This is a genomic window from Flavobacterium sp. LAR06 (genome assembly GCF_041946075.1).
In the GTDB taxonomy this organism is placed as follows: Bacteria; Bacteroidota; Bacteroidia; order Flavobacteriales; family Flavobacteriaceae; genus Flavobacterium.
The window spans coordinates 1-25428 of sequence record NZ_JAUTYT010000027.1; the positions used below are offsets into that span (position 1 = coordinate 1).

General features: G+C 34.2%; 17 protein-coding genes and 1 pseudogene. 9 read left to right on the forward strand and 9 right to left on the reverse strand.

Going from position 1 to position 25428, the window contains the following annotated elements; genetic code table 11:
• The first annotated feature begins 636 nt into the window (after positions 1-636).
• The 3 genes from Q7C23_RS22775 (at position 637) to Q7C23_RS22785 (ending at position 3305) form a co-directional block, all read left to right on the forward strand.
• Positions 637-1368 (forward strand): hypothetical protein, encoded by a 732-nt coding sequence (locus Q7C23_RS22775; RefSeq protein ID WP_375034650.1) that lies wholly within the window; start codon positions 637-639, stop codon positions 1366-1368.
• 409 nt (positions 1369-1777) lie between these two features.
• Positions 1778-1918 carry a hypothetical protein gene (locus Q7C23_RS22780; RefSeq protein WP_375034651.1) on the forward strand — a complete coding sequence of 47 codons (141 nt, stop codon included), beginning with the start codon at positions 1778-1780 and terminating at the stop codon, positions 1916-1918.
• Positions 1919-2681: 763 nt separating this feature from the next.
• Complete coding sequence (locus Q7C23_RS22785) at positions 2682-3305, forward strand: hypothetical protein (RefSeq protein WP_375034652.1); 624 nt, start codon at positions 2682-2684, stop codon at positions 3303-3305.
• Positions 3306-4665: 1360 nt separating this feature from the next.
• Here Q7C23_RS22785 and Q7C23_RS22790 read toward each other — a convergent pair.
• The 3 genes and pseudogenes from Q7C23_RS22790 to mobC form a co-directional block, all read right to left on the reverse strand.
• Entirely contained in the window at positions 4666-4971 is a 306-nt protein-coding gene (locus Q7C23_RS22790) for a hypothetical protein (protein ID WP_375034653.1), read from the reverse strand.
• 285 nt (positions 4972-5256) lie between these two features.
• Positions 5257-5846 (reverse strand): annotated as a pseudogene (locus Q7C23_RS22795) (relaxase/mobilization nuclease domain-containing protein).
• On the reverse strand, positions 5822-6037 hold the full coding sequence (mobC, locus tag Q7C23_RS22800; RefSeq protein WP_375034666.1) for a plasmid mobilization relaxosome protein MobC: 216 nt from the start codon (positions 6035-6037) through the stop codon (positions 5822-5824). The pseudogene Q7C23_RS22795 and the gene mobC overlap by 25 nt, the downstream one beginning before the upstream one ends.
• Before the next feature lie 671 nt (positions 6038-6708).
• Between mobC and Q7C23_RS22805 the strand changes: the two genes are divergently transcribed.
• From Q7C23_RS22805 to Q7C23_RS22820, 4 genes are all read left to right on the forward strand, one after another.
• Entirely contained in the window at positions 6709-7131 is a 423-nt protein-coding gene (locus Q7C23_RS22805; protein ID WP_375034654.1) for a single-stranded DNA-binding protein, read from the forward strand.
• Positions 7132-7161: 30 nt separating this feature from the next.
• Entirely contained in the window at positions 7162-8223 is a 1062-nt protein-coding gene (locus tag Q7C23_RS22810; RefSeq protein WP_375034655.1) for a DUF932 domain-containing protein, read from the forward strand.
• Positions 8224-8454: 231 nt separating this feature from the next.
• On the forward strand, positions 8455-9981 hold the full coding sequence (locus Q7C23_RS22815) for a MauE/DoxX family redox-associated membrane protein (protein WP_375034656.1): 1527 nt from the start codon (positions 8455-8457) through the stop codon (positions 9979-9981).
• 82 nt (positions 9982-10063) lie between these two features.
• Positions 10064-10330 (forward strand): hypothetical protein, encoded by a 267-nt coding sequence (locus Q7C23_RS22820; RefSeq protein WP_375034657.1) that lies wholly within the window; start codon positions 10064-10066, stop codon positions 10328-10330.
• 71 nt (positions 10331-10401) lie between these two features.
• On the opposite strand, the gene Q7C23_RS22825 is transcribed toward Q7C23_RS22820, so the two are convergent.
• The 3 genes from Q7C23_RS22825 to Q7C23_RS22835 are packed head-to-tail and all read right to left on the reverse strand — an operon-like array spanning position 10402 to position 17435.
• A complete protein-coding gene (locus Q7C23_RS22825; protein ID WP_375034658.1) occupies positions 10402-13059 on the reverse strand; it encodes a prolyl oligopeptidase family serine peptidase in 2658 nt (885 codons plus the stop codon).
• 7 nt (positions 13060-13066) lie between these two features.
• The gene (locus tag Q7C23_RS22830; protein WP_375034659.1) at positions 13067-14455 is read right to left on the reverse strand and encodes a RagB/SusD family nutrient uptake outer membrane protein; all 1389 of its coding nucleotides are present in this window, start codon (positions 14453-14455) and stop codon (positions 13067-13069) included.
• 10 nt (positions 14456-14465) lie between these two features.
• A complete protein-coding gene (locus Q7C23_RS22835) occupies positions 14466-17435 on the reverse strand; it encodes a SusC/RagA family TonB-linked outer membrane protein (RefSeq protein WP_375034660.1) in 2970 nt (989 codons plus the stop codon).
• 633 nt (positions 17436-18068) lie between these two features.
• On the opposite strand from Q7C23_RS22835, the gene Q7C23_RS22840 reads away from it, so the two are divergent.
• Both Q7C23_RS22840 and Q7C23_RS22845 read left to right on the forward strand, forming a co-directional pair.
• Positions 18069-18443, forward strand: a complete 375-nt coding sequence (locus Q7C23_RS22840; RefSeq protein ID WP_375034661.1) for a helix-turn-helix domain-containing protein — start codon at positions 18069-18071, stop codon at positions 18441-18443.
• A 308-nt stretch (positions 18444-18751) separates the two neighbouring features.
• Positions 18752-19720, forward strand: a complete 969-nt coding sequence (locus Q7C23_RS22845) for a hypothetical protein (protein ID WP_375034662.1) — start codon at positions 18752-18754, stop codon at positions 19718-19720.
• 420 nt (positions 19721-20140) lie between these two features.
• On the opposite strand, the gene Q7C23_RS22850 is transcribed toward Q7C23_RS22845, so the two are convergent.
• The 3 genes from Q7C23_RS22850 to Q7C23_RS22860 are packed head-to-tail and all read right to left on the reverse strand — an operon-like array spanning position 20141 to position 25044.
• Positions 20141-21748, reverse strand: coding sequence for an Eco57I restriction-modification methylase domain-containing protein (locus Q7C23_RS22850; protein ID WP_375034663.1), 1608 nt, complete (start codon positions 21746-21748; stop codon positions 20141-20143).
• On the reverse strand, positions 21735-24722 hold the full coding sequence (locus Q7C23_RS22855; protein WP_375034664.1) for an Eco57I restriction-modification methylase domain-containing protein: 2988 nt from the start codon (positions 24720-24722) through the stop codon (positions 21735-21737). The genes Q7C23_RS22850 and Q7C23_RS22855 overlap by 14 nt, the downstream gene beginning before the upstream one ends.
• A complete protein-coding gene (locus Q7C23_RS22860) occupies positions 24712-25044 on the reverse strand; it encodes a helix-turn-helix domain-containing protein (RefSeq protein ID WP_375034665.1) in 333 nt (110 codons plus the stop codon). The genes Q7C23_RS22855 and Q7C23_RS22860 overlap by 11 nt, the downstream gene beginning before the upstream one ends.
• Between the last annotated feature and the right edge of the window lie 384 nt (positions 25045-25428).

Here is a 25428-nt window from a genome sequence, read left to right on the forward strand (position 1 = left end):
GTTAGTTAGTTAGTTAGTTAGTTAGTTAGTTAGTTAGTTAGTTAGTTAGTTAGTTAGTTAGTTAGTTAGTTAGTTTTAGATTGTTTTTGTTTTTTTTAGAATGTTTTTATTTGGTTTTGGCGGGTGAAGGGGAGGCTGGATGGAGTGATTGGTTGATTTGAGCGCGATAGTTATTTAGTTGTGGTTTGATTTCTTAGGATCCAGTCATGGTTGCAGGAGAGAGGTTAGAGACTTATTTCTGCTACCAGCCAATGCTTCGTGCAAATTTTGAGCTTCTTAATTAAAAATGTGTTTTTTAAAACTAAAAAACGTTATAAAAGTGGATTTTTAATTTTTTCTAGTAGCGGGAAGCATTCAAATATCTAACCAGATTATCTTGGATTATTATAATATTTTAAAATGCGCATCTTAGTTTTTTTCTGCTTTTTTTGTATCAACTCATGTCAGTACCAAAAAGCTTGAATCAAATTAAAGGGGCTTTTCATAATTTGTAGTGAAAAAATTATATATTTGAAAACAATAAAAAATGTGTGAAATTTGCCAGGCATGTCTACCAAAATTTGTTTGGTTTTGTTACATATGTAAATAAGTTAGTTGCAAGCGGGTAGAGCATCAATATTGAAATCTAACTTAAAAATGGAGAAAGAAAAAAAATACACAATTACAGAAGAAGAAACTAAGTATCAAAAGTCAAAAAACCAGTTTTCGAATATTTGGAAAGATTCAGTTTTTAGTAAAGTAATAGCTAATGGAATTCTACTTATGTTTACGCTGTTAGCCATAATTATTGGACAATTAATTAATGTTTCAACAGCAGAGGAATTTATTAAGTATTTTTTCAATTTTGAAGTTAAACTATACGCTTTATTACTCACTGCAGGAATTATCTTCGTTGGATATTATATATATTTAAGATTTTTAAAAAAGAACGATGACGGCTATAAATCATTTTTATCTCAAAAGATTGGCAATTATAGATTTGCCGATTTAAATAACATTTTATTATCATCAGATCAAGAGATACCACGTGTTCTACAACATGAAATGGGTGCTAAAAATTTAGATTTATTAACTCTATTTAAAATAACGATTCCTCTCTATTGCTCTGGAATGGATTGGGATAATCCTAACGACGAATCTGGATTTTTATATTATCGATTAGGTCCAAGATTGATAAGTTATGGGCTTTTAGAAAGAGTTCCTTCTATTCATAATAATATCGAGGGAAACATTAATGCCTTTACAATCCAACCAACTCAAAACGGTTTCAAATTTTTTGCTCTACTCGAAAGTTTGGAAAGAATTGAAAATTCAGAAAGCTATGAAAAAGAGTTTGATGAAAAACAGAAAGAAAATGCCACCCACTAACAGATGCTAAAGTAGATTTAGGCAGTTAGCTTAATTTAATTTATCCTTAAACCTCTTATAGAAAGACAAGTGTGGTAAGAAATTTAAAATAACAATCAATAATGATAGACGATCTAAAAAATCCTTTAATGAAATTATATATGAAAGGACAACAAGTCCCTTTTATGGAACTTTAATAACTTCATGGCTAATTTGGAGAATAATCTATTTAACTTTTTTTATTTGAGAGACAAAAATTAAGGAAAATAAAATAGACTATATCGTAGCTAATTATTCAGATATTGAACACATTGTTATATTTCCGTTAATATCTACCCTATTTCTTTTAACTCTTATTCCGTTTATCTCAATGGTGCATTTTGGTTGTCTTTAAAATTTAATAAGTGGAAAGTTGACCAAAAGAATATTGTTGACAAAAAAACAACTTTTAAGTTTAGAACAGTCAATAGCTTTGTGTGAAGAAGTTGAAAGACAAGAAGAGCGATTTGGAAAATTAGTAGAAAATAAAAACTTGGAAATTTCACAATTACAAACTCAATCGGAAGAATAAATTCTTTTAAGCATAATAGCGGATGGAATTATAAATTAGATTTTTCAGGACTAGACAGGAAATTGTTTTCTTCTAATGCCCCAGAGCTAATTACTAAACTAGTAAAAGACAATTTATGGATAGAAGAAGAAAGCAATGTATTAAAGGTAAAGGAAATGTATTTTCATAATTTAAAAGACATCTTTTAGAAGTGCCTTAGTTAAAATATGTAGGAAAAGATATTTTCTAATTAAAAACTAAACTTAAAAATCAAATCTCTTATTTTCCAAACCTCTGTTAGGTCGCTTAAAATCTTAAAATCTTCCATAAAAGGTTCGAATTTTGTACTGCTAAGCTCACAAGAAAAGAGAAAAGCTTGTAAAGTATTGGTTTTACAGGCTTTTTTTGGTTCGACAAAGTTATGGCTAAGTTTGGTTATTACTAACTCCTTGTTTTGTTGAGTTTACTGGTTCGATCCTGGAATGTTTTTTAACTTAATATTCTTATTTTTAAATGTAAATATGACTCAATCTTGGGTTTATATGTCTTATCATGGCTGTTAGTTGGTGAAACATGGACTAAATTTATAATTCTTAAAAAGAACTGAGGTTAAATGTACGGAACTAATTGAGATTTTTACTCATTTAAGTGTCTAGAGCAATCAACAAATAGAAAACCGATTTAATGATTTATAAGTAAAAAACATCTATTTAAAAATAAATATTATGAGATGTCATGCAACTTGTAATATATAAACTATGTTTAACCTATCAAAATTCAGCAAATGAAACACTACTTTCATATTGATTACAAATTTACTAATACTTTAGATTTAAAAAATAACGATGCTCCTAATGTAGAAGAATTATTTGGAGAGATATTCTATAATGATTACGAAAGTGACGAACCAGTAAAAATTGGTGAAGTTGAATTACATTTTTATAACTATGCGTTTGTACATTTTGGCTTTAATTTATACGATGCATTTGATAGATCTAGTAATACAATTCGACTAGGCGATGTACTTATTGATTATAAAACAGATGAAATCAAACCAAAAATAGAAAAATTAGTTGGTGAAAGTCTTAATGAAAATATACTTGTAATTCAAGAGTTTATTTTATTTCCGGATCATAGAGGTAAAGGTTTCGGTGAAGAAATTATTTCCGGTATTGAAACTTTCTTCAAAGGAAAGTGTGGCTACATTACATTACAAAGTTTTCCAAAACAACATGATATTAGTTTAAAAAATTCAGCGCGATTTAAGATTCTGAAGTTGGATGAAATGCAAAAAGATATTAAGAAAGCCCAAACTTCATTAAATTACTTTTACGAAAAATGTGGATACATAAAGATTGATAATAAATTGAATTGTTATATTAAAAATATTGAACCTATGTGGACTTGATATAATAGAGTTTCATTGTTGTACTACGCACAGGCGAACGAAACTCTGACTATTTCGGGGTTTTTTCGACAACTCTGGATTTATGATTGAATTAGATTGTATCGGTTTTCTGTAAATATGGGGGAGACTAAGATTATCTGGTTTCCCGGCACACCTATAATTGTTCCATTATATCTTGCACTTTGGCAAGAGCAATATTTACTTGCAGTACTTGCAACATAACATTAAAAAGTATTATGTTTTAGATAAGGAGCAGAAAGGTATGGTGGTTTTACGCTCTTTAGATTACTCTTAAGAAACTTCAAATCCTTTTATCTCAATTATTGATCTATATTCATGTGTTTTTGAATTTATATTAGTGGTAAGTTAACAGATTTTAAATTTTTAACTTAAAAAAAATAAGACCAACACATGCTTTCTACAAAAAAACGAAAAAAATTAAGAGAAATAAATTTTGAAGATTAAAAAAAAAACGCTTCCGTCGCATCATAAGTAAAGTTTTTTCTTCACCTTTATAAAATGAATGGGATTATTTATGTAAGAGTTTTGTGAAAAATTTAGAAAACAGATCTAATTGTTAAGATAGTGGAAATCCAGTTTGAGCATTTCCCTGTTACGGGCGAAAAGTAGAAAAAACTTTAAGTTTACGAAAGTTGGTCACACTATTACAATGATTTATAAATTTTATTTTAAAATATTATAGATGACCTAAATTAATTATAGATGGCAATAATAATTATAATCTTTATCATAATTGTTCTTATTTCGGCAGGGAAAAAGAAACCCAAGTCTAACAACGTAAATTATTATGATATAGCAAAAAAAAAGAAAGCAAATGAAAAGGATACGTAGGATAACCAAAAAAGGTGTAAAACATTTTTTACTTTATTCATAAAAATAAAAACAGATTTAATTGGCTTATTAGATGCAAGCTAATCATTAGGGTTTACTGCTTTGCTTTAGAATTGTTTAGAGTAATCCGAAAATATTTTTAAGAAAAAATAAAAAATGTTTGTGGTGAAATTTGGTTATCCTGCCTATCCATTTAAAATGATAAAAAATGACGCAAATTAGTGTTCTATATTCAATAATTTGTAAATAAAATAATGGAAGTGTAGGGTCTGATTTTCCACTTTGTCTTACGTTTTACAAAAACTGAAGAATGGACTTAATTAACTTCAAAACCAGTGTAGTACAAGAACGTTGAATATACTAATATAAAGTGAAGGGTGAATTAATCTGCCTGTAACTTCTTTAAATACCTTTTCGCAATCTTCTTTTTTTTAAGTTCTTTTGGTATGTAATCATTAGAATTTTCGGCACGTAATAAAATATCAAGTAGATCGGTTTTTGAAAGAGGTTAAGATTCCAAATTTTGGATATTTTTAGAAGCGATTAGAATCGATTTTTGATAATAATGATTTTGATTTGTATGATTGTTTGCTTCACATCGTTCCAGAATTCCTTTTGCACTGTACTGCTTTCCCATAGCCCTTCCATTAAAAACACATTGAGTTTTATGATCTACATAAGTAATTCCGTAAGGCTGTCCTTCTTTGCTTTTTCTTAAAACCATATGAATGCCTTCTCTTTCTAGTTTCTTGGATAATATCTCTGGAGATTTAATCTTTCCTTGATAGAAAGCCAACTGAATGGCACTTTTCACATGGCATTTATGTGATTCTTTTTTTATTTCACTTACTTTAAATCTTTCTTCCAGAAATTTTAAAGTCGGCTTACTGTAAAAATCACTTGCCTTGGTTGGTGCTCCAACTGGTTTTGAATTTTTATCAAGTATTTTGTACAGTAGTTCCGTTATTTTAAAAACTCTGGATTCTTCAGTTCCTCTGTCAGCATGAACATTGAACTGATTTAAAACAGCATTTAGCTCTGGAAGGCTTGAATATTTATATTCAAATAAACGTTGTTTAAAACTCCATTGATAGCCTTTTTAGACTCTGCTTTTCCATATTGTACTTTGCTGTTTGCAATTGGCTGTAAAAAAAATCGTTCTTGTTTTTCTTCCTTCCGCTTTTACAAGTCCAAAGGTTTCTTCGATTTCTTTTCTGGCAGGTTCTGATTTTTTAATCCCTAATAAATGCAGATCGATTCTTTTTCCATCTCTTTCAATATTATTTGTAATCACATGCAGATGCGGGTGTCCTGCATCATAATGCTGATAAACAAGATATGTTGTTTTCCAAATCCGATTTTATCCATGTAAACTTTCGCAATTTCATTAAGTTTTTCTTTAGAATGGTTTTCTGAAGGATCAAAATTTAATGAGATATATACAGCATTTCGCTTAACGTTTTCGTTAAGCGAAGCCTGTTTTATAAAACGGTTAAGTTTTAAAGTAAAATTAAGTCTGTCGAGTTCCAGAGGAAAGTTAACAGCACTAATGCATTCTGCCTTGCCTTCTTTTACTTTTATTTCATCGTAGTTTAAAATCCGCTGTACTGAATTACTCGTTTTATAATTGCAACCATTGCTCTGAGAATTTTTGAGAATGTTTTTTAATTTCCTCCATTTTTTGAATATTTTTTTTTATCCACTTCAAACCAGAATACCGGTGTCTTAAATTCGGATATAATCTTAAAAGAATTCATCTTTTTAGCAATCTGGTTGATATTATTTCCTATTGAATTAAGCTCATTATTAAGCGTAATTGTATCTTCGATATAATCATCGAAAGAAGCATTCCTGTATGTGGTTACAATAGGTTTGTTAATAAGCGCCTTCTTATATGGTCACTTAATTTTCGGCAGGTACTTGCTCTAAATCTTTTTTCCAATTCGGCATACTCCAAAGGAGTTAATCGCAGTCCAACGATTCGTGTTCTGTTTGAATTTTCACTTTTTCATCATCTTTCATTTTCATTGTTTTCGAACTCTTTTCTTTTAGTGTCGAACACCGAGTTCCGAGGTAAAGGGTGGCAAGATGAAGGGTATTTAACAACCATTTATGTTACCGTGAGATTTGACAATGACTTAAATTATCCAGACTCTTATAATTTTTTGAGATTTGTAAGTTTTGCAGGATTTGTAAGGTCGCAGGCTTGATAAGCTTTTTTGAAGTAAATTTTTAATATAGAATCAGTTTTCATTCGAAAACGGCTAAAAAGGGCAGCCAAGATAGCGCCAGCCGTCTGCTGCATGCGCATAACGGACTACAGTTTCCTTTCGTCCGCCCTTCGGGACTTATAGCACTCCGCATCCTTTAACTGCCGCTTGATCTGTGCTTTCTTTTTTTCCGTTTTTTCTTTTGAAAACAATTTTTTTAAAGGGCGGAGCGGGAGTTAAGGAAGTAGGGATCGATAGCTATTGCTTACATATTTTATAAAGTATTCATTAGGTATTGATTAGTGGTTAACAATTATTTATTCATTTAAAAATTTAAAGTTATGGAAATTACAGGAAGAGTTACGGCAGATGCGGCAGTTCGCAGCGCTGGAGAGAAAGAGGTTTTGAGTTTCAGCATAGCGGTTAATGACCGTTATAAGGTGGCGGGAAGTTCAGAGTACAAAGAGGTGACAACTTTTATCAATTGTTCCTACTGGCTCAGTATGAAAACAGCGCAGTGGGTTAAGAAAGGAGCAGTGGTACTTTTAAACGGCAGGCTGGGTATGCATGTATATATCAACAGCGAAGGAAATCCGATCGGCAGTATTGACTTTCATGTTAATGCAATAAATATTGTTGCTTTTGCAAAAAGAAGCAGTGCTAAAGGGGATGATGAGCAAAAGGCGACAAGTGTGCAGGAGGGGAACAGCAGAACTGCTGTTAAGAAAGGGAAAGACAAGGCGGGGGAGGATGTGCCCTTTTAATTGGATGTTTAACTTTAAAAATAAGAAATCATGGGACATAATATTTATTATAATGAACAGACACAGAAGCACAGTTTTTTCAGTGTAAAGGAAAAAGCATGGCACAATCTTGGGCAAATAGTGGATGAATACCCTACAAGCGCGGCAGCAATAGCGCATGCCGGATTGGATTTTGAAGTGGAGAAAAGAAGGCTTTTTACGCCTTCTTCCCCAATTGTAACGCAGGATTTTATTACTGTAGGAAGGCTTGATATTCCAGACTACTGCAGTACAGTGCGTACCGATAATGATACGGTACTAGGGGTAGTTGGCAAGGATTACCACATTGTACAGAACAGGGATGCTTTTTCTTTTTTTGATAGTATAGTTGGGGGAGATGGTATTATGTATGAAACCGCTGGCGCACTGGGAAACGGTGAGAAAATCTTTATCACGGCAAAGCTTCCTGATTATATCCGGGTAGGAAAAGAAGATCTGATTGAGAAATATCTTTTCCTGACGACCTCCCATGACGGAAGTGGCAGTATTACGGCAGCTTTTACGCCGATCCGCGTAGTATGCGCCAATACCCTTAATGCTGCGATGCAGTCTAAAACCAATACAGTGCGTATCCGTCATACTTCAAATGCTAAAGACCGCCTTGAGCAGGCTCATAAAGTTATGGATATTTCAGATACCTTATCCAGCAGTCTTGAAGCTGTTTTTAACTATTGGACAAAGACCCGTATCTCTGACAGGGAAGTTAAAAAGCTAATCCAGCATGCTATGGCACCAGGCAGGGAAGTATTGAAAAAACTGAAGGAGGGAAGAAACGAGGAATTATCCGCCTGCTTCAATAATATGGTAGATAATGCCTTTGAATATGCAATGAGCCATCATACACAGCTCACTGATACAACTAAAGGAACGGTATTCGGTGCGTACAACGGCGTAACGGGGTATTTTCAGAATGTCAGAAAGTATAAGAATGACCAGGCAAAAGTGTCTTCCATTCTGATGGGAGGAACAGCGCAGCTCAGAGGTCAGGCCGCTTTTGACTTATGCCTTGATTTTGCTGTTAAGGGCTTTAGTTCTTATGCTGTGCAGAATTGATTTTTTTTAAAGGTGAATACAGGCAGTTTTAGACTGCCTGTATTTATAATGCTGGCCGCGCTGCAAATCTGGCCGATTTACAGCGCGGTTTTTTTTAGAATGTTTTTATGCATTATATCTCTTTTGGAAGAATTTTTGCCTGATTTGGATAGGATTTGTATGAAAGTGTTGATTTACATTTGTTTATGTTTTTGAATCATTTCACGTTTCTTTCCTAATCAACAGACCGCCATGAATCTCAAACCTCAAATAAAAAATACTATAATTGAAAGCATCAGCCTGCTGTATGTACTTCTTTTTGTTTATGCTGCAGTAAGTAAAATGCTCGATTTTGAAAACTTTAGAGTCCAGCTCGGTCAGTCGCCACTTTTAAGTGTGTATGCCTGGTGGGTGTCCTTCGCAGTACCGGCGTATGAAATTTTGATTTCAATATTATTGTGTATTCCACGGTTCAAAAACATTGGTCTTTTATTCGCGTTAGGCCTGATGGTAATGTTTTCTGCTTATATTTTTTTAATACTTAATTTTAGTTCATTTATTCCTTGTTCATGCGGTGGTATTTTAGAGAAAATGAGCTGGAAGGTTCATCTTGTTTTTAATCTATTCTTTGTTTTCCTGGCCTTGGTAGCCTTGCTGTTGAAGGCTGATATTACAGGATACGGGATTAGTAGTAAAACAAAAATCCTTCTAATAAAAACAGGACTTATACTGGTTTTAAGCCCGCTTGTTGTTTTAGCTTTATTTCTCTATTCAGAACATATTGTGCACAATGAAAACCCATTCATACGGCGTTATCCGCAGCATCCCGTAATGAGGACTTATCAAAAGGATTTACAATTTAACTCCTACTATTTTGCAGGCTACTCAAAGGGAAGAATTTATCTTGGAAACTATACAAATCCACTGCATTTGATAGCAATGAGCAGCAACCTGGAAGACCAGCAAGAAATAAAAATAACTTTTGACTCCAAGAAAATTCCCTTTTCCTTTGTACGTATTATAGTTGGCGATTACTATTTTTTTCTGATAGACGGAACAGTTCCTGTCATTTTCAGGGGCACGACATCGGATTGGATAATAAACAAAGAACTTAAAGGCAGCCCTTATTTTAATTTAGCGGTTCCCATTGACTCCACCAGTTTTATATTTCGCTCGAGCAACGGGGAGAATTCGTCCCGAATAATTGGTGTTTATTCCTCTGAAAGGGTTCCCAGAGTATCGTATAGCAAAGAATTTTTGACAAAGCAGATTGATGGCGTTTTCGATACCGACGGCATGTTGCTTTATGAGGAAAAGCTAAAGAAGTCTGTTTATCTCTATTATTACCGCAATGAATTTGTGGTGGGCGACAGAGGTGGAAAAGTAGTCGACAGGGGAAATACGATCGATACCAATACTACGGCAAAGATTAAGATTGCCCGGCTGAAAAATGGAGACAAAGCAATGTCTGCACCTGCACTTATGGTAAACCAGCACTCGGCAATCTGTTACAATCTTCTTTTTGTTCATTCGCAGGTAAAAGGGCAGTTTGAGCTGGAGAAAGTTTGGGAGCAATCGTCAATTATTGATGTTTATGACATCGAAAAACGGACCTATCGAATGAGTTTTTCCGTATATGGAATCCACGGCAAAAAACTTGAATCCTTCTATGTGACACCCACTCATCTGTATGCACTGATAGGAAATCAGCTAGTGGTTCATGAATTGAGATCAATTTTAAAAAATGAATTTCGACACTTTAACAGCGATTCGAAATGATGATATACTGGCCAGTATCAGGATTTAGATCGAAAACCTGTAGAAAAAAGTAGATCAAAGTTTAATATAAATATTAGAAATCATGAAAAATTTAATTTTAAGAAACATCGCCCCATTAGCAGTAATTGTAATGGGAGTTTCTGGTGCATTTTTAACTACTTCAATGCAGAGCGCCGCAAAAGCCTTGCCAAATGGCTATACGCTTAATGCACAAGGCGCTTGTAATGTGGAAGTGAATTGCAGTAACATCAACACCCGTCCGATCTGTCGACAATTTGGTGACACCGGACCACAGGCCTTTGGTAAAGTAGGAAATAATTGTCCTACTGAATTGTACAAACCAAATTGATATTTAAACAATGGGCCCCTGCAGTTCTTGCGAAGAATTACAGGGGCTTTTTTTGCATAACTATTGGCAAACTATCTTATGCCATTTTCTACCCAGTCGCATCGAATATCTTTTAAAAAATAGTCAAACCAGTTGTGCATGCGATTGGTTAGATCGATTTGATTTACAGGTTTAGAAAGTGTATGTGATTGCGCCGGATACTGAAGCATTATCACCTTTTTTCCAAAACTGCGCAGTGCAAGATAATAAGCCATACTCTGGTGCGGATCAACCTGAGGGTCATTTTTTCCTGTCCACAAGAGCAGCGGTGTTTGGACCTTCTGCACATGGAACAACGGAGAACTTTCATCAAAAAGTTCAGGCGCCTCGAAAGGAGTTTTTCCAATCATCCACCAGCTGCTTTGGAAACGCCACATTTCCGACTTGCCGGTTCCTTTTCCAATGCTGAAATACAAATTATGAAGATCGGTATTAGTACCTCCTGCAATTGCAGTAGCAAACCGATTGGTTTGCGTAATGGTGAACGCGGTTTCATAACCTCCTGAAGAGAATCCGATAAGTCCTATTTTATCAGGCGTGATTATATTTCTTTCCAATACTTTGTCAACAGCAGAATTCACACAATCAACAATCGAGGCACCCACATTCTGATATTCCTGTAGAAGATCGGGTAATAAAATAAAATAGCCCTCCAGGCTGAAATTGGTTCTATTGAAGCCATCCTCATTAAAAAGACTTGGATTTTTATAATGATGCATCTCCTTTGAATTAAGCTCATAGATATCGACAATCATCGGATATTTTTTTGCAGGATCATAGTTGGCAGGAAATAGCAAGGCTCCGCGCAAATCCAGTCCTTTTGAGTTTTGATAACGGATTAGTTCCGGCTTTCCCCAAAAGTAATTATCCTGCTGCGGATTGCTTTGAAAAAAAGCATTGCAATTAGATGATTTGTCGACAGCAACCAGTCTTGGAGAAAGATCAAATTTCTGTTCCCTGAAAATGAATTTCTGTTTTCCGGAACTGTAAAAGAACTCGTCGATATAAGAATCCCGATATACAATTTCCTTTACTTCTGACTTATTGTTTAAGACAAAAAATCCTGTTTTCAGATCTTCCCCTTCAGCGCGCAAAAACAGATCCTTGTCCAGGTTATAATTTTCCAAATGGTTGTCTTCATAAATTGAGGCGTAATGAAATTTGTTGGGAGCGTCGGCAATTCGGAATCTAATTTTAGATTCCTTTCCCTTTGTAAGTCTTCTATAACTGGTTCCTTCAGGAGATACTGCCCAGATATCATACTGGTCATAAAGCAGAATTTCTTTATCATCTTTAGTCCATCCCGGATTTCCGCAAAGGGATTCCCGTTTGAAAAATTCCTCTTTGGCTGTAAATTTCGTCGGAACGTTCAGGGTAATGTTGGTATGCTTGTTTTCCTTTAAGGAATAAACCCACCAGGCCCGGTCTTTGAAGTATGCGATATAATTTCCGCCAGGAGAAGGGTTTATGTTCTTTCTTTCATCGGTTAGTTTTTTAAGAAATAAAGTTTTTCTGAAGGTCTTCAAATTCATCAGGTAATAATCACGAGGCGAATTTAATTCAGACTGTGGCTCATTATCTTTCGGATTTGACAATAAGGCAAAATCCTGATTACCGGTGAGCGAAATTTTGGGTAGCTCATTTGTTGACAGTTGTCTGAAAAAGTTTTTTTCCGGAATCCATATCGCACTTTTCTCGGTCGTTTCAAATCTACCATGGTTTAATTCATCGAGGTAAAGCCACTTGTCATTGCCATTCCAGATTTCCACGTCTGATTCCAATTTATCATTTGTTGATGTGTTCTTTCTTACGACATTAAAAAAGACACGCTGCATATCATCTGAAATACGTAATTCAGGTGATGGGCAGATGCTTAAGCTATCGAGTGGAAAAACTGATTTTGAGCCTGCATCCAGTGTATACAATTTATCTTGTTTTAATATATAATAAAATACGGATTTAACCTCTTTTTGCTCGTTGCTTGAAAAAAAGGCAAGAGAATGACCCTGTTTTTGCCATGAAAAACCTTTAAATGGATCCCTTGCATTAAGGATAATCGCTTTTTCGTTTTTGATCTGTTTAAGATCTAGAATCCGCATCGTATTATTATCATTTTCTTGTGAGGTATACACTATGTTGTGTCCGTCAGGACTTAAAGAAAAACCGCTCACATCTGGAATTTCTCTAACTGTCTTGCCCGCTGTGGTGCGGATCACCATTAAATCTTTTTGCTGTTTTGTTTTCAGTACCAGTAGCAATAATCCTGTGCTTTCTGAATAAGCATACTGTACAACATTTTCAATATGCTCTTTTTGAGAAGTCTCCAGATTTAGGATGTAGAGATTATTTGCATACTGAGTGAGAAAGAAATTGTTTTTCGTGAAAAGTGAGCTTTCCATTGTTGCAAAGGCGTATGCTGCATTTGAATTTATATTCCTGACAAACAGACTGTCGCTATTATCTGCATAAAAGAGTCTATAGCTTACCCACTCTTGATTTGGAGAAACATTATCCGTATGCAAAACATTCCAAAGATGATAGTCTGAGGCGGTCAGTTGTTTTTTTTGCAACTCCTGCCCCCATAAGGGGCAGGCTACTAATTGCAAAACAAAACTAAAAACTATTATTAAAGTGGTGCGCCAGATCAGTTTGGAAAAAACGTTGTGACTATTATTTTTTGTTGCTTCCATCTTATTTTTAATATCCTGGGTTCTGCGGCTGTAGATTCGGGTTTGCGCTTAGCTCGCTCTGAGGCAGGGGAAATAATTTAGCAGTGGTTTTCCATCCTGTTTTAACAGGGGAGAGATCACTGTCTAGTTTGCCAAATCTTTTCAAGTCAAAAAATCGGTGGCCATGCTCGGTAAACAACTCTAATTTTCTTTCGAGCAAGATTGCCTGAAGAATTTCTTCCTTGCTGATCGCTGTAGTATTTTTAAGCCCTGCGCGATTTCGAATTTTGTTCAAATCTTCTTTGGCCCCTATCAGGTCACCCTGGTTGGCTCTTGCTTCTGCCCGAATCAGGAATTGTTCCGCCAGACGAAAAATTATTGAGTATTCTACAGAAACAGGAGTATAATCCTGTTGTTTGTATTTAAAAGCATGGTACCAAACCGAAGTTCCATCGGTCACGGATTTAATCCAATTGGACAGCCTTAAATCATCCGCAGTAAAGGATTGAACGAGGTTGCTGCTCAGCGCAACAGCAGGCGGAGGTCCTGATGAGAATATAAAGTGCAGCCCTTCCTCTGTATTCTGTCCTTCATTTTGAGATTGCAACTGCCAGATGGTTTCCGAAGAATTAATTAAAAAGACATTATTTAATTGTTCCAAATGATATACGCCGGTTTGGTTCAGTACCGCTGAGGCCTCATTGGCAGCTTGGGGATAGGCTCCCGAATAGAGATAAACCCTTGCAAGGAGAGTTTTTACTACATACCGGTTGGGACGGATTCGTTGTAGATTGCCGTCACTTGTACCAAGGTTCTGCTCAGACTCCTGAAGATCTTTTATAATCTGCTCATAAACCTTTTCTATAGGCATCCTTGTAATTTTAGTATTGGATTTATAATCGGTCTGGGTTACGTACGGTATATCGCCATAAAGGTTTGCCAGATACAGGTGAGACAGCGCCCGTATAAATAACGCCTCACCGGAAAGCTGATTCTTTTGCGCTAGTGTCAGGCCACTGCTAGCGGATACCCCTTCGATTATGGCATTAGCAGCGTAAATCTGATTATAGGTGGCATTCCAGTAATCTGCAATATCCGGAGTAGTTGGCAAAAGCGTATTATAATAAAAACTGAAACTCGTGTTGGAAGGCATTCCATAGGGCACCAGTTCGTCTGTGTAATTACCCAGCTGACTCGATAATCCAGAGCCATTACCAGTTAAGAGTCCCCTGTCCCTGATTTTTGAGTAAATGTCGGTAAGGGCTGCATTTGCAGTTGAGTAGTCCTTAAAAACAGTACTACTGCTGAGCTGGGAGCCTGGTAATTCGACATCAACAAACGAATCACAAGAGTTGATCAGCAATAGCAAGGGAGCAAGCCATAAAAATAGTGTGGAACTTGAAGATAGTGTTTTCATTTCTTTTTATTTAAAAAATTAATTGAATTCCGGCAGTAATCACTTTAAGAGGAGGCAGGTAACCGTACTTGATAAATTCGGGGTCACCGTCATCATAGCGGGTTATAGTCCAGAGATTTTGTCCCTGAAGCATAATTTTAAACTGTGTCTCTTTAAAGGTTATAGGTACATCATAAGTGAGCGAAATATTTTTTAAACGTACAAACGATGCGTCAACTATAGAAGCATTGCTGTCCGAGAATAAATAATAGGAATTCGCAGCGTCACTACTGTAGGACTGCGTATACATTGGATAAGTACTATTATCTCCCGGTTGCTGCCAACTGTTGAGTTTACGTACTTGCTGGTTGGACATCTGTCCGGCAAAACCCATTGGGTAGGAACTGTTTTTCTGCTTTACAAACTGAAAAAGGAAATCCAGGGACCATCTTTTATATTGCAAATTATTCTGCAGCCCGCCATAATATTCAGGATTCAGGTCAGCAACAGTCTGCTGGTCTTCAGGATACGAAATTCTCCCATCTTTGTTTGTATCCTCGTACTGATAAACCCCTGTTTGAGGATTTACGCCAAGATTATTATACAGCAGTCTGATATTTAAGGGTTCTCCTATGCGGTAGGTCTGGCTGTAGGTTGAATTTTCAAGACCGGGAAACTCAATAAGCTTATTTTGAGCAAATGAGATATTGAAATTCGTCGACCACTTGAAATGTGCCGTTTCAATATTTGATGTTCGAATCGTGACTTCCATTCCGCGATTCTGAACAGTTGCATCCAAATTGGATTGCAAGGTTGTAAATCCGGTTGTTCCCGGTAACGGGATGCCTACCAATTGGTTGGAAGAACGATTTTGATACCAGGCAAACGTGGTAAAAATGCGGTCTTTTAGAAAGCCTAATTCAAGGGCGGCTTCCAGTTTTTTGTTGGTTTCCCATCCAAAATCTGCATTATATAATCTTGAAGGCTCCAGTCCAATATTACCATTATAATTCACTCCTGTTATGCTGTAAGTATTCAAGAACTGATAGTCCCCAATCTGGTCGTTTCCGGTTGTCCCGTAGCTCGCGCGGATTTTTCCAAAACTCAGCCAGGAGCTGTTTTGGAGGAAGTTTTCACGCGAGAAAAGCCAAGCAGCACCCACCGCGCCAAAGTTTGCAAATTGATTTCCGGGGCCAAATCTGCTCGAACCATCGCGTCTTGCCGTTATATTTATCAAATATTTTTCCAGCAGGTTATAATTCACCCTTCCAAAAAAGGCCTGATATTTATAATTAGTCTGGTCATTGCGCAAAACCCTTACAGTACTGGCTGCAGACAAATCGTAGATAAGGCTGTTGGAACTGAAACCGCTTCCATTTTGATAAAGTCTTGTTGTGGTCTGGCTCTGAAAAGTAGAACCCAGAAGTACAGTGAGTTTGCCTGGACCCAGTTCTCTTTCATAACTAAGCTGAGGTTCGATTATCCATGAGGACCTGTCTGTATTGTTTATATAAATAGAGCTTCTGTTGCTTGTTATGTTGTAGACAGGATTAAATAGCGTGGAAGGATTGGTACGAGTCTCCATGGTACTTAAATCTGTAAAGCCCATATTTGTCTTTATCACAAATCCTCGAGCGAGCTCATAGGATAAAACAGTATTAGCAATCAGGTCGTTTGTTTTGGAGCCGAACCGGGCGTTGAGATAACGCAAAGGATTTTCCCAGGTCCCGTTTTCCCAGTTCAGATTTCCATCTTTATCATATAATGCCGGAGCATTAGGTGGCAATGCGCGCGCGTCATATGTAAAATCAGATGTTGGCTGGTCATTATCCTGTACATTGTATCCTACTGCTAAATTAAGCTTGAATTTATTATCTGTGGAATGATGGTTTAAATTGAACTGTGCTCCTCCTTTTTTATAGATAAAATCTCCGGGAAAGACTGTGGTTTGCGTATTGTAGCTTCCGCTGAAGAGAAATACTGTGTTTTCCGATCCGCCGGATACAGTGCCCTGCAGGTTATTTATAAGAGAAGTTTTTCCAACTAGCTCTTTTTGCCAGTTAGTATACCTGTTCTGATCCCAAGTACCATTTATATCATAATCCCAGTCATTATAATTGGAAACCCCATCATTGATAAAAGCCTTTCTGCGCATGTCCAGATATTGTGAAGTATTCATAAGATCTAAAAATCTTGTCACCTTACCGGCGCCTGTTGAAGCTGAAAAATTGAATACTGTTTTTCCTGACTTTCCTTTTTTCGTTGTAATGAGCACAACACCATTGGCCCCTCTTGAACCGTATATAGAGGTGGCATCGGCATCTTTGAGCACTTCAATGCTTTCGATAGTATCAGGATTAAGACTGTTTAGTGGACTGGTTACTGATGGAAATATTGTATTTGTCTGATTATAGCCTATAGATTCTGAGGCATAAGGAACGCCATCGACAATGTATAAAGGAGAATTTGCATCGCTGCGCAGACTGTTCTGCCCCCTGATCTTAATATCAAATCCTCCGCCCGGAACTCCTGTTGTCTGTGTGATGCTGACTCCGACCATACGTCCCTGCATGGTAGCCAGTACATTTGTAACGGGCTGGATTTCTATATCCTTTGCAGTAATACGTGCAATACTTCCTGTGCGCTCGCTTTCCTTTACGGAATAATATCCGGCATTCACCCGTACTTCTTGTAGTGTAGTTGTATCATAAGTAAGCTGAACGTCTACAATTTTGCGTCCTTTAACAGGAATATAAGCCGTTTTGAAGCCTATGAAAGATACAATCAAAGTATCCGAGGGGGATGCGGCAAGTGCGTACTGCCCACTGTAATCAGATATCGCTGTAGAATTTAATTTATTCTTAATGGAAATAGTTACACCTGGTAGGGGACTGGCCCCATCAGTTACAGTTCCGTTGACCTGAAATTGCTGATGTGTAAATTTGAAATGCCGTTTTGAGCTGGCGGCAAAAGATGATGAAAAAGCTAGGGTAATACCCATAAAAATTAGGCAATAAAGAGCTCTTCCACCCTTGTAAAATGAAAAATAATTCATAATATTGGGATTGGTTAGTTAACGTTAGTTTGATTGGCTAGGGTCCTCTATGGTTGTTTGGCGACGAAATAGAGGGCCATTTTTGTGTTCCTAATACAGCACTGAAATTAACTAACTCAAAATATAGAATAAGAAAGTGCATGTATTAACTGTGATTAATTCATTTTAATTCATTTTAATTCATATATACATAGGTTTATTGGTTAGATAATAACTAATACGAGACTATTAAAAAGAATGAAGTATGCTATGAATGAAAGTGAGGAAGCAATTCCTAAAAAGGAGGCGTGGGGTGTTCTCACTTTATCACACTAGAAGGATTTACTGGACTACCTTGCGCGCATAAGTGAGCCCACGCCATTTATGGCGTGAGCATTTACACTTATCTTCTTGCGCGCGGGTGAAAAAGTGTCCAGTTTTTTCTAGTGCAAGATTCAAAGCGAATGCTTCAAATATTTTATATGAAGAATCGCAAAATTACATTTTTATATGTAAAATGTTGTGACAAATATAACAAAATATCTTATTCGGAGCAAATTTGTATCGAATAAAGTGATCTTTTTTCTCAAATTTTACTTTATGAGAAAATACAATGATGTAGAATTACATTTATTAAATATTCAAATTGGATGCATGCTCAGATTAGCTAGGTTAAAGAAAAAACTATCTCAGCATAATCTTGCTATATTATTAGGTTATAATTCAACCTTGATTGGTAGGGTTGAACGGTTTGAAAATGTAAGTAGTTGGGATAAAATATTTTCAATCAGCCAATATCTAAATATTGATTTTTGTAGTTTGTTTATTTTGAAAAATAAAGATGATCTAATTTTAATTGTTGATGAATCGTTTCAGTTGGAAGAAAAGTTGACAGTAGAGAAAACACATTATTATAATTTTTTGAAAAAGACGATTATTAGTAAGTTTGACTTACTAGACAAATATAAATGTTAATGATTTTTAAATAAAATTCTATGAAAGATGCTTCGGCATCTTTTTTTACTTAATAAAAATTTAAAATAGGTATTTATACAGTAGCCTATTCATTATTAAAAGAATTATTTTGCAACCTAATATTTAAAACAGATTATGGAAAACCGTAAAATAAAACAAAAGTAGTTTTGTGTTTTTGATTTTGAAATTTGAATAATTGCATAAAGCCAACCAAAATAGAACTTATTTAAGCCATTTTATTACTTAAATAAATAAGTTATAGCAAATGGTAAAAAAAAATCGAACAGCAATAGAAAACCAGATTGAAAATGACAATTAAAGAAGCTATTTTAAAAAGTCTTGAAGAAATAAATGCTTTGACAAACTATATGGAGATTTATAATCATATAGTAGAGAATAATTATTACGAGTTTATAGCAGGAAAAACTCCTGCATCAACGGTTTCTGCTTTGCTTGGCGACTTCATTCGTAATGGAGACACTAGAGTAAAGCGAATTAAGCAAGACGGTGGAACTTATTCGTACTACTTGACAAAAAATGAGCAAAACATTAGCGTTGAAATTTTAAGTGGAGACACGAAAGTACTTACTGTTAAACCGGTAAAAAGGCACAAATCAAAAATATACGAAGAAAGGGACTTACATAAACTTTTAAGTAGCTACCTCAAAAATACGGACACTTACTCAAAAACAATTTTTCACGAACAGTCAAACGGAAAAGACAACAACCAAATTTGGACGCATCCTGATATGGTAGGAATTAAATTTTTGAACTTACAGACAAAAGCTAGTCAAAATTTTCTAAAATCGATTAATCGTGTTGACACTTTTAAAGTGAGCTCTTATGAATTAAAAAGAGAAATAAACAGCGACAGCGAACTTAAAAAAGCTTTTTTTCAAGCAGTTTCAAATTCAAGTTGGGCGAATTATGGTTATTTAGTAGCTTTTGAGTTTAGCGACAGTTTAAACGAAGAAATGGCAAGACTAAATCAATCGTTCGGCATTGGAATTATTGAGCTTAATGCAAATCCATATCAAAGCAAAGTATTATATCCTTCAGTTTTTCGCGACTTAGACTTTAAGACAATTGACAAGCTTTGTAAAATGAATAAAGAGTTTGAAAAATTCATTGAACAAACTGAAAAATTAATGACCGCAAGCGAAAAATATGTTTCTGGTGCTGAAAAGGAACTTAACGAATTTTGCGACAATTATTTTGCAAATGACACGGAAGTTGAAAATTATTGTAAAGAAAAATACATACCGACAAACGAGTAATAAAAAAAACATTGGCTATAACAGCCGTTTGGCGAGATTAAGGTTATAGGCTGAATTAAAGATGGTGTTGTATTTGGAAGATTTGGCAAAGCCGAATAATGGCTTAATTTAATCTCCAAATCCTCAGGTCATGGTAATATAAGTAGAATTGGAAAGGGAGAAATAATATTCAGCTATCTTCAATATTGCAATTGGCAAAAGGGTTGAATATTTGTAAGAAATTATTTAATTTCGATTTCTAGGAATAATACGAGTAAGGATTGTGTACAAAAAAGCCTTAGAAGATTCTCTGAGGCTATTTATTTTTTTAAAGTGCACCATTAATGCAAATGAAAGAATAGGACACTTTAGTTTGCAAATTCACAAAATAAAATCGAATTAAAAAATACTGAATTAATACGTTTGGGCATTGCGACTCATTTATTTACCTCGATTTAATCTTCTGTTAGATAATTTCTTCCAGATTTTATCCGCTAAGTTAATTTCTTTTTGAGTTAAACCATAACCCTTCTTTAATATTTCAATATTAGTAATTTTCAATATATCATCAATGTTTCTTTTATCTCTAAGCATCTTATCGATCGTTTGTAATAATTTTTTATTATTTAATTGATATGGCAATAGAATACGTTCAGCTTCACTTGGCATTAATTCTAGTACACCACCTCCGTGGCTACGTCCAGTAACTTCAGAAAAAGCCAGTGATAAAGAATTATAATAACTAGCTGTAAATGCTTCAATTTCTGTATCAGGCTTGATAAAGATCCGGTGCATTGTGTCAGTACTATAAGCTCCTGCTTCATTGATTATAAGTCTAGGGTATAAGTTATTTCTACGGATAAAAAATGCATCTGAGACTTTGATAGAAGGAACTACAAACCAGTCATCTCTAATACCTGTTTTATAGCCTTTATCTATTCGCATGGCTTCACCAAACTGAATGTAAGCTTTTGCACCTTTATGGCCATTCAAATTTTTACTAGATGGGAATACTAACAAATGTGCTTTTGCATTTAAATTGCTATTTATTTCCCAATCTTGTTTATTAAAAATAGCACTATTTACTTGAACGCTTCTTCCAACCATTGGTTTTGCAAAATCACTTAGCTCATATTCATTAACTGTTGTTAGAGGTACTGTAAAGTAATTATTGGCACCAGTTGTAATACCAACTTCAACCTTTGCATATTTACCGATTGTTGGGATATTATGCTTTGTTGCAATGTTCTCAAGAAAATCAATTTCTTCCTGCTCAAGAAAATAATAAGTCCATTTATTAGATTTGAAATCTATTTTTTTTGAAGGGCTCTTTAAAACTTCGACATCAAGATTTTTCAAGTCATCTGCATCTTTAAGTTCTAAATGTTCAATCAAATGAGATCCACTATTGTTTTTTTCGCAAAGGAGTAAAACTACTTCTTGTTGTATATCAGGGAATACTAATTTTTCAAAGGATATAATATTTATTTTATTATAAAAATGGGCTAAAAATTCCCGTAACTGTTGGGCATAGGAAACTTGAAGAAGTTCTGCCGGTAGCACAAAACCAATTTTACCATTCTCTTTTAAAAGTAGACTAGAGCCAACAACAAATGAGACCCATGCATTTGTAAGTTTAGAATATTTTAATCCTGCACGATTAAAAATTTTTGCAGCTTCCATTTGTTGTTCTTCATCAAAGTACTGAAATCTAATGTAAGGCGGATTGCCAATAATTAGATTAAATCGCTGTAATGTTTCATTACAGTATAAATGGAAATCTGTATTTATTACTGTCTTATCATTTATCTTAATTTTTGAGGCCTTATTTGCTTCAACCGAATCAAATTCAACTGCGGTAATCGATTTGTAATTATATTGGCTATTTTTCAACTGCTCTAGGAATACCCCATCGCCACAGCTTGGTTCAAGAATCTCATCATTATGATTTCCATTAATACCCCATTTAAGAATAAACGCAGCTATTGGTTCGGGTGTATAAAAACCGCCTCTAAGTTTATCTGCACTCGCATTCTCAATTAATTTCATATAATTCTTTTATTGTTGGTATAAGGGAATCGTCCGGTCCAAACCCGTATAATTCTTTAAGTATTTTGTTAATCTCTATTTTTGTTCTTTCAAACTGTCCAATAAGTGGAGTTAACAATCTCTTATTTCCATTACTTTTATCAATTTGTTTTTGAAGTTCAATTAATTGCTTTTGAATTTTAGCAATGTCATCATGTAAAGCTTTTTCTTTTAAATTATTAAAATTTATTTTTCGAATTGGTAAATTATGTAAAACTTTTGTTCCTCTTGCAATATAACCACCACGGAAAACTTCTCCTTTAAGATGAATTATCCACTCAACGTACTTTGAATTTAGAACAGCCTGAATATAGTATATCGAATATAAATTATCAGTGGATAAAAAGATACTACAGTAACCTGCAGTTCCTCCGGCCGTATGTAAAGTTTGTGAAAAATCTAAAGGATATTTTTCACCAGACGACATAACACCTACGATTATTTTTTCAGAAATATTTCCCAGCTCAAGATATTGACTTCTTCCAAATCTATACCATTCATGTTCGCTTTTTACAGGAGGACTAATGTCTCTCTGGGTAAGTCTTAGTTTATTTTCTTCCAGATATTTATACGCTAATGGATATAGTTTTTTTAAATCATCCGGAAAAATAAAATCAGTTTTACCTTTATTAAAGTTATAGGGAAATATAACGTAAGAGTTTGGAATTATTGTTCTGTAAGTATTTAGTTTTTCACCGCCTTTAGTTCTATCAGTAGCATAATAAGGTTTCAGAATATTTCTTTCAATATCATATGGTTTTCCTTTTTTCACAAAGTGTACCAACCCATTTTCCTCTTTAGTGGCTTGTAATATAAACACGTCATTTGCACTTGTTTGTATACCGTTGTTTATGTTGTCCTTACCAACAATTTTTTTAAGACTTTCACTTTGTTCAATGATTTTATCATATGCTTCTTTAAGGTGGGGTGGAACTAAAAACCAAAGATCACTAGAAAGAGAATTTGTTTCAATTTCATCGGTAGGCATACTATTAAAATCTCGAATTTTCCATTGAGTTAGATTACTTATTTCGTTATAGGTGAAACTTTGTCTAGGACTTTTACCAACTATTAGAATACTTGTATATGTGGTTTTATCAGCAAATATTTGATTTGCTCCAAATGATACTAATGAATACAGATAGCCATTTGCAGACAGTTCGTTTCGTAATTTAATTCCGGATCCTACTTTAGTGAATTTACTTGGTACGATATAACCTAGAATTCCATCATTATTAAGTAAATTAAAGCCCCGTTCTATAAAAAGAAAATATTTGTCGAATTGTTTATGTGCTGATATATAATTGTTTTTATAAATTGGAAGTTCGAGAGGTGTTATGTTTTTCATATCCTCTGATTTCATATATGGAGGGTTTCCAACAATAACATCAAATTTAAGACTTCCAAAATCGAATGGATTTATTATGACTTGCTCCTCATTTAATAAAACTTGTGAAGGTTGAACAAGACTATTACCAAAGAAAATATTTTGATCTAAATTTGGAAGAATAGGGCTATTTCCAATAATTGATGTCGCATCCTCATTCTCTAACAATTTTAACAACAGACCAAATTTTGCTGATTCTACAGCGTTATAATCCTTATCAACTCCGTAAATGCAACTTAACAATAGAGAACGCTTAACTGTAAAGGGAAGTTTATAATTGTCAGGACCAGTTTGTACCAGCTGAGATATATCTGTTTTTAAAAATAAATCGATAACATTATCATTAAGCAACTGAAAAAGTTCCAATAGAAATGCTCCCGAACCACAAGAAATATCGGCAAATTTTAAAGCACAAATTTCATTAAAGTCTTTATTTTCCAATTTAAGTTGAACAGTTTTGCGTAAAATATCGCCAATAATAAAATTTGGGGTAGTTATGATGTCTCGATCAATATTTTCAGGTTTTTTTACAAGTATTATATTACCGCTTTTAATAGTTAGTTGTTCAGATAAAAAGATTTCATATATGGAGCCTAGAACGTCCGACGAAAATACAGAGAAAGAATAAGGACTGTCTGGATAGTACAGTTGCTTTATAATTTTCCAGAAAACAGATGAAACATTTTCAATAATTAAATCTATTAATAATTGATCGAAGAGACCTGAATTATATTTTTTATCTGCTTGCTGGAATTTCTTAATAAGGGATAAAAAATCTTTTGTGCTTGCAAATTTCAATAGTGTTTGATAATCCTCCAAATTTCGGTCTTCACAAACTCTCAAGAATAAAATTCTATTAAGATAGCTTTGTACAGTATCATTTAATTGCTGTTCACTTATGCTGGGATCATATTTGTAAATTTCTCCACCTAAAGATGCTCTCCACTCGTTAATTTGATTAAGGAATAGATTGTCAATTGAATAAAGTTGAATCTTTGCTTCAATATCTTTCCATATTAAGTCAAAGCTACCACTGTATACACTTTCCTTACTTAAGTAACTTTTTATCTCTTCAAATTTCTCTTCATATTCGGTGTAGTGATATTTTTTGATTAAAGCCTTATGAAAAGTGTCTGTTTGATCGACCTTTACGGAAACATCGTAAATCATTAAGTATTCGAAATTAGACAAAACAGAAATTTTAAGCTTCGCTGTAAAGCCATATCTTCTGATCTGTTTTGCCGTTTCATCATTTGAATCAATTCGTACATGAGGCTTCTTTGCTTCAACAAAAAATTTACGCTCCGAGAAAAGTCTAAATGTATAATCAGGTTTTTTCGAGTGTTCAGATGCGTTTGCTTTTAAACTCTCCTCAAGTATTACTTCTCTTTCATTTGTAGATTTTCCAGCATGGTTTTTTATATCCCATCCCAATAATTCTAATAATGGATCTAAGAAATCACTTCGCAATAATGTCTCATTGTATTTATCAGATAGGTAATAGTTTCTATCAGACTGATATTTTTCTACTAACTGATTAATTTCCATTATATTTGTTTTTGTTTAAAATCTTAACTCTTTTATTAGCTACATTAAGAGCCTTTTCACCTAAATCTTCATCTCTAATTTCAAATAATATTTTTTCGCATAAATATAATATCAATAGTTCTTCCGAATTATAAACATATATTTCTGCCAATTGCATAACAATATTTTTAGTAAGCCGCCTTTCTCCTCGCTCCATTTTACTAAGTATTGCAACGTCTATATCCAGAAGTGCAGATACTTTGCGTAATGGCAAATTTTTATTTTCTCGTAGTTCTCGTAATTTTTCTCCTAAAGTCTTTGTTGACATATCTTCATTTGACACTAAGTGTCAAATTTAAAAAATGAATGAATTATATAGAAACAAAAAATTAAAGTTTATTAACACTATTTTGCTTCTCTAAACACTAGTATTGTAGTGTTTTGATATGATTTAATGTTAACATCTAAATAAAATTTATAAATTTTTAGTCAAATTATTTAGATATGAACTTATAATTTTTAAACTTATAAAAATAGAATATAACATTAAAAATTAAAAAAGCCGTTCAGAAATCTGAAAGGCTTAATTAATTAAAGTAAGAATGAATTTATTTTTTAGATTCCTCTATATTATCAAAAGATATTGATAAAATTGAAAATCAGAAGAAGTAAATTATCACAAGTAGATAAACATTTTATTTCAAAACATCCTGACTATACAGGATAA

Coding starts and splice junctions, on each gene's coding strand:
- Q7C23_RS22775 (WP_375034650.1), top strand. CDS start 637: ATGGAGAAAGAAAAAAAATACACAATTACAGAAGAAGAAACTAAGTAT.
- Q7C23_RS22785 (WP_375034652.1), top strand. CDS start 2,682: ATGAAACACTACTTTCATATTGATTACAAATTTACTAATACTTTAGAT.
- Q7C23_RS22805 (WP_375034654.1), top strand. CDS start 6,709: ATGGAAATTACAGGAAGAGTTACGGCAGATGCGGCAGTTCGCAGCGCT.
- Q7C23_RS22810 (WP_375034655.1), top strand. CDS start 7,162: ATGGGACATAATATTTATTATAATGAACAGACACAGAAGCACAGTTTT.
- Q7C23_RS22815 (WP_375034656.1), top strand. CDS start 8,455: ATGAATCTCAAACCTCAAATAAAAAATACTATAATTGAAAGCATCAGC.
- Q7C23_RS22820 (WP_375034657.1), top strand. CDS start 10,064: ATGAAAAATTTAATTTTAAGAAACATCGCCCCATTAGCAGTAATTGTA.
- Q7C23_RS22825 (WP_375034658.1), bottom strand. CDS start 13,059: ATGGAAGCAACAAAAAATAATAGTCACAACGTTTTTTCCAAACTGATC.
- Q7C23_RS22830 (WP_375034659.1), bottom strand. CDS start 14,455: ATGAAAACACTATCTTCAAGTTCCACACTATTTTTATGGCTTGCTCCC.
- Q7C23_RS22835 (WP_375034660.1), bottom strand. CDS start 17,435: ATGGGTATTACCCTAGCTTTTTCATCATCTTTTGCCGCCAGCTCAAAA.
- Q7C23_RS22840 (WP_375034661.1), top strand. CDS start 18,069: ATGAGAAAATACAATGATGTAGAATTACATTTATTAAATATTCAAATT.
- Q7C23_RS22845 (WP_375034662.1), top strand. CDS start 18,752: ATGACAATTAAAGAAGCTATTTTAAAAAGTCTTGAAGAAATAAATGCT.
- Q7C23_RS22850 (WP_375034663.1), bottom strand. CDS start 21,748: ATGAAATTAATTGAGAATGCGAGTGCAGATAAACTTAGAGGCGGTTTT.
- Q7C23_RS22855 (WP_375034664.1), bottom strand. CDS start 24,722: ATGGAAATTAATCAGTTAGTAGAAAAATATCAGTCTGATAGAAACTAT.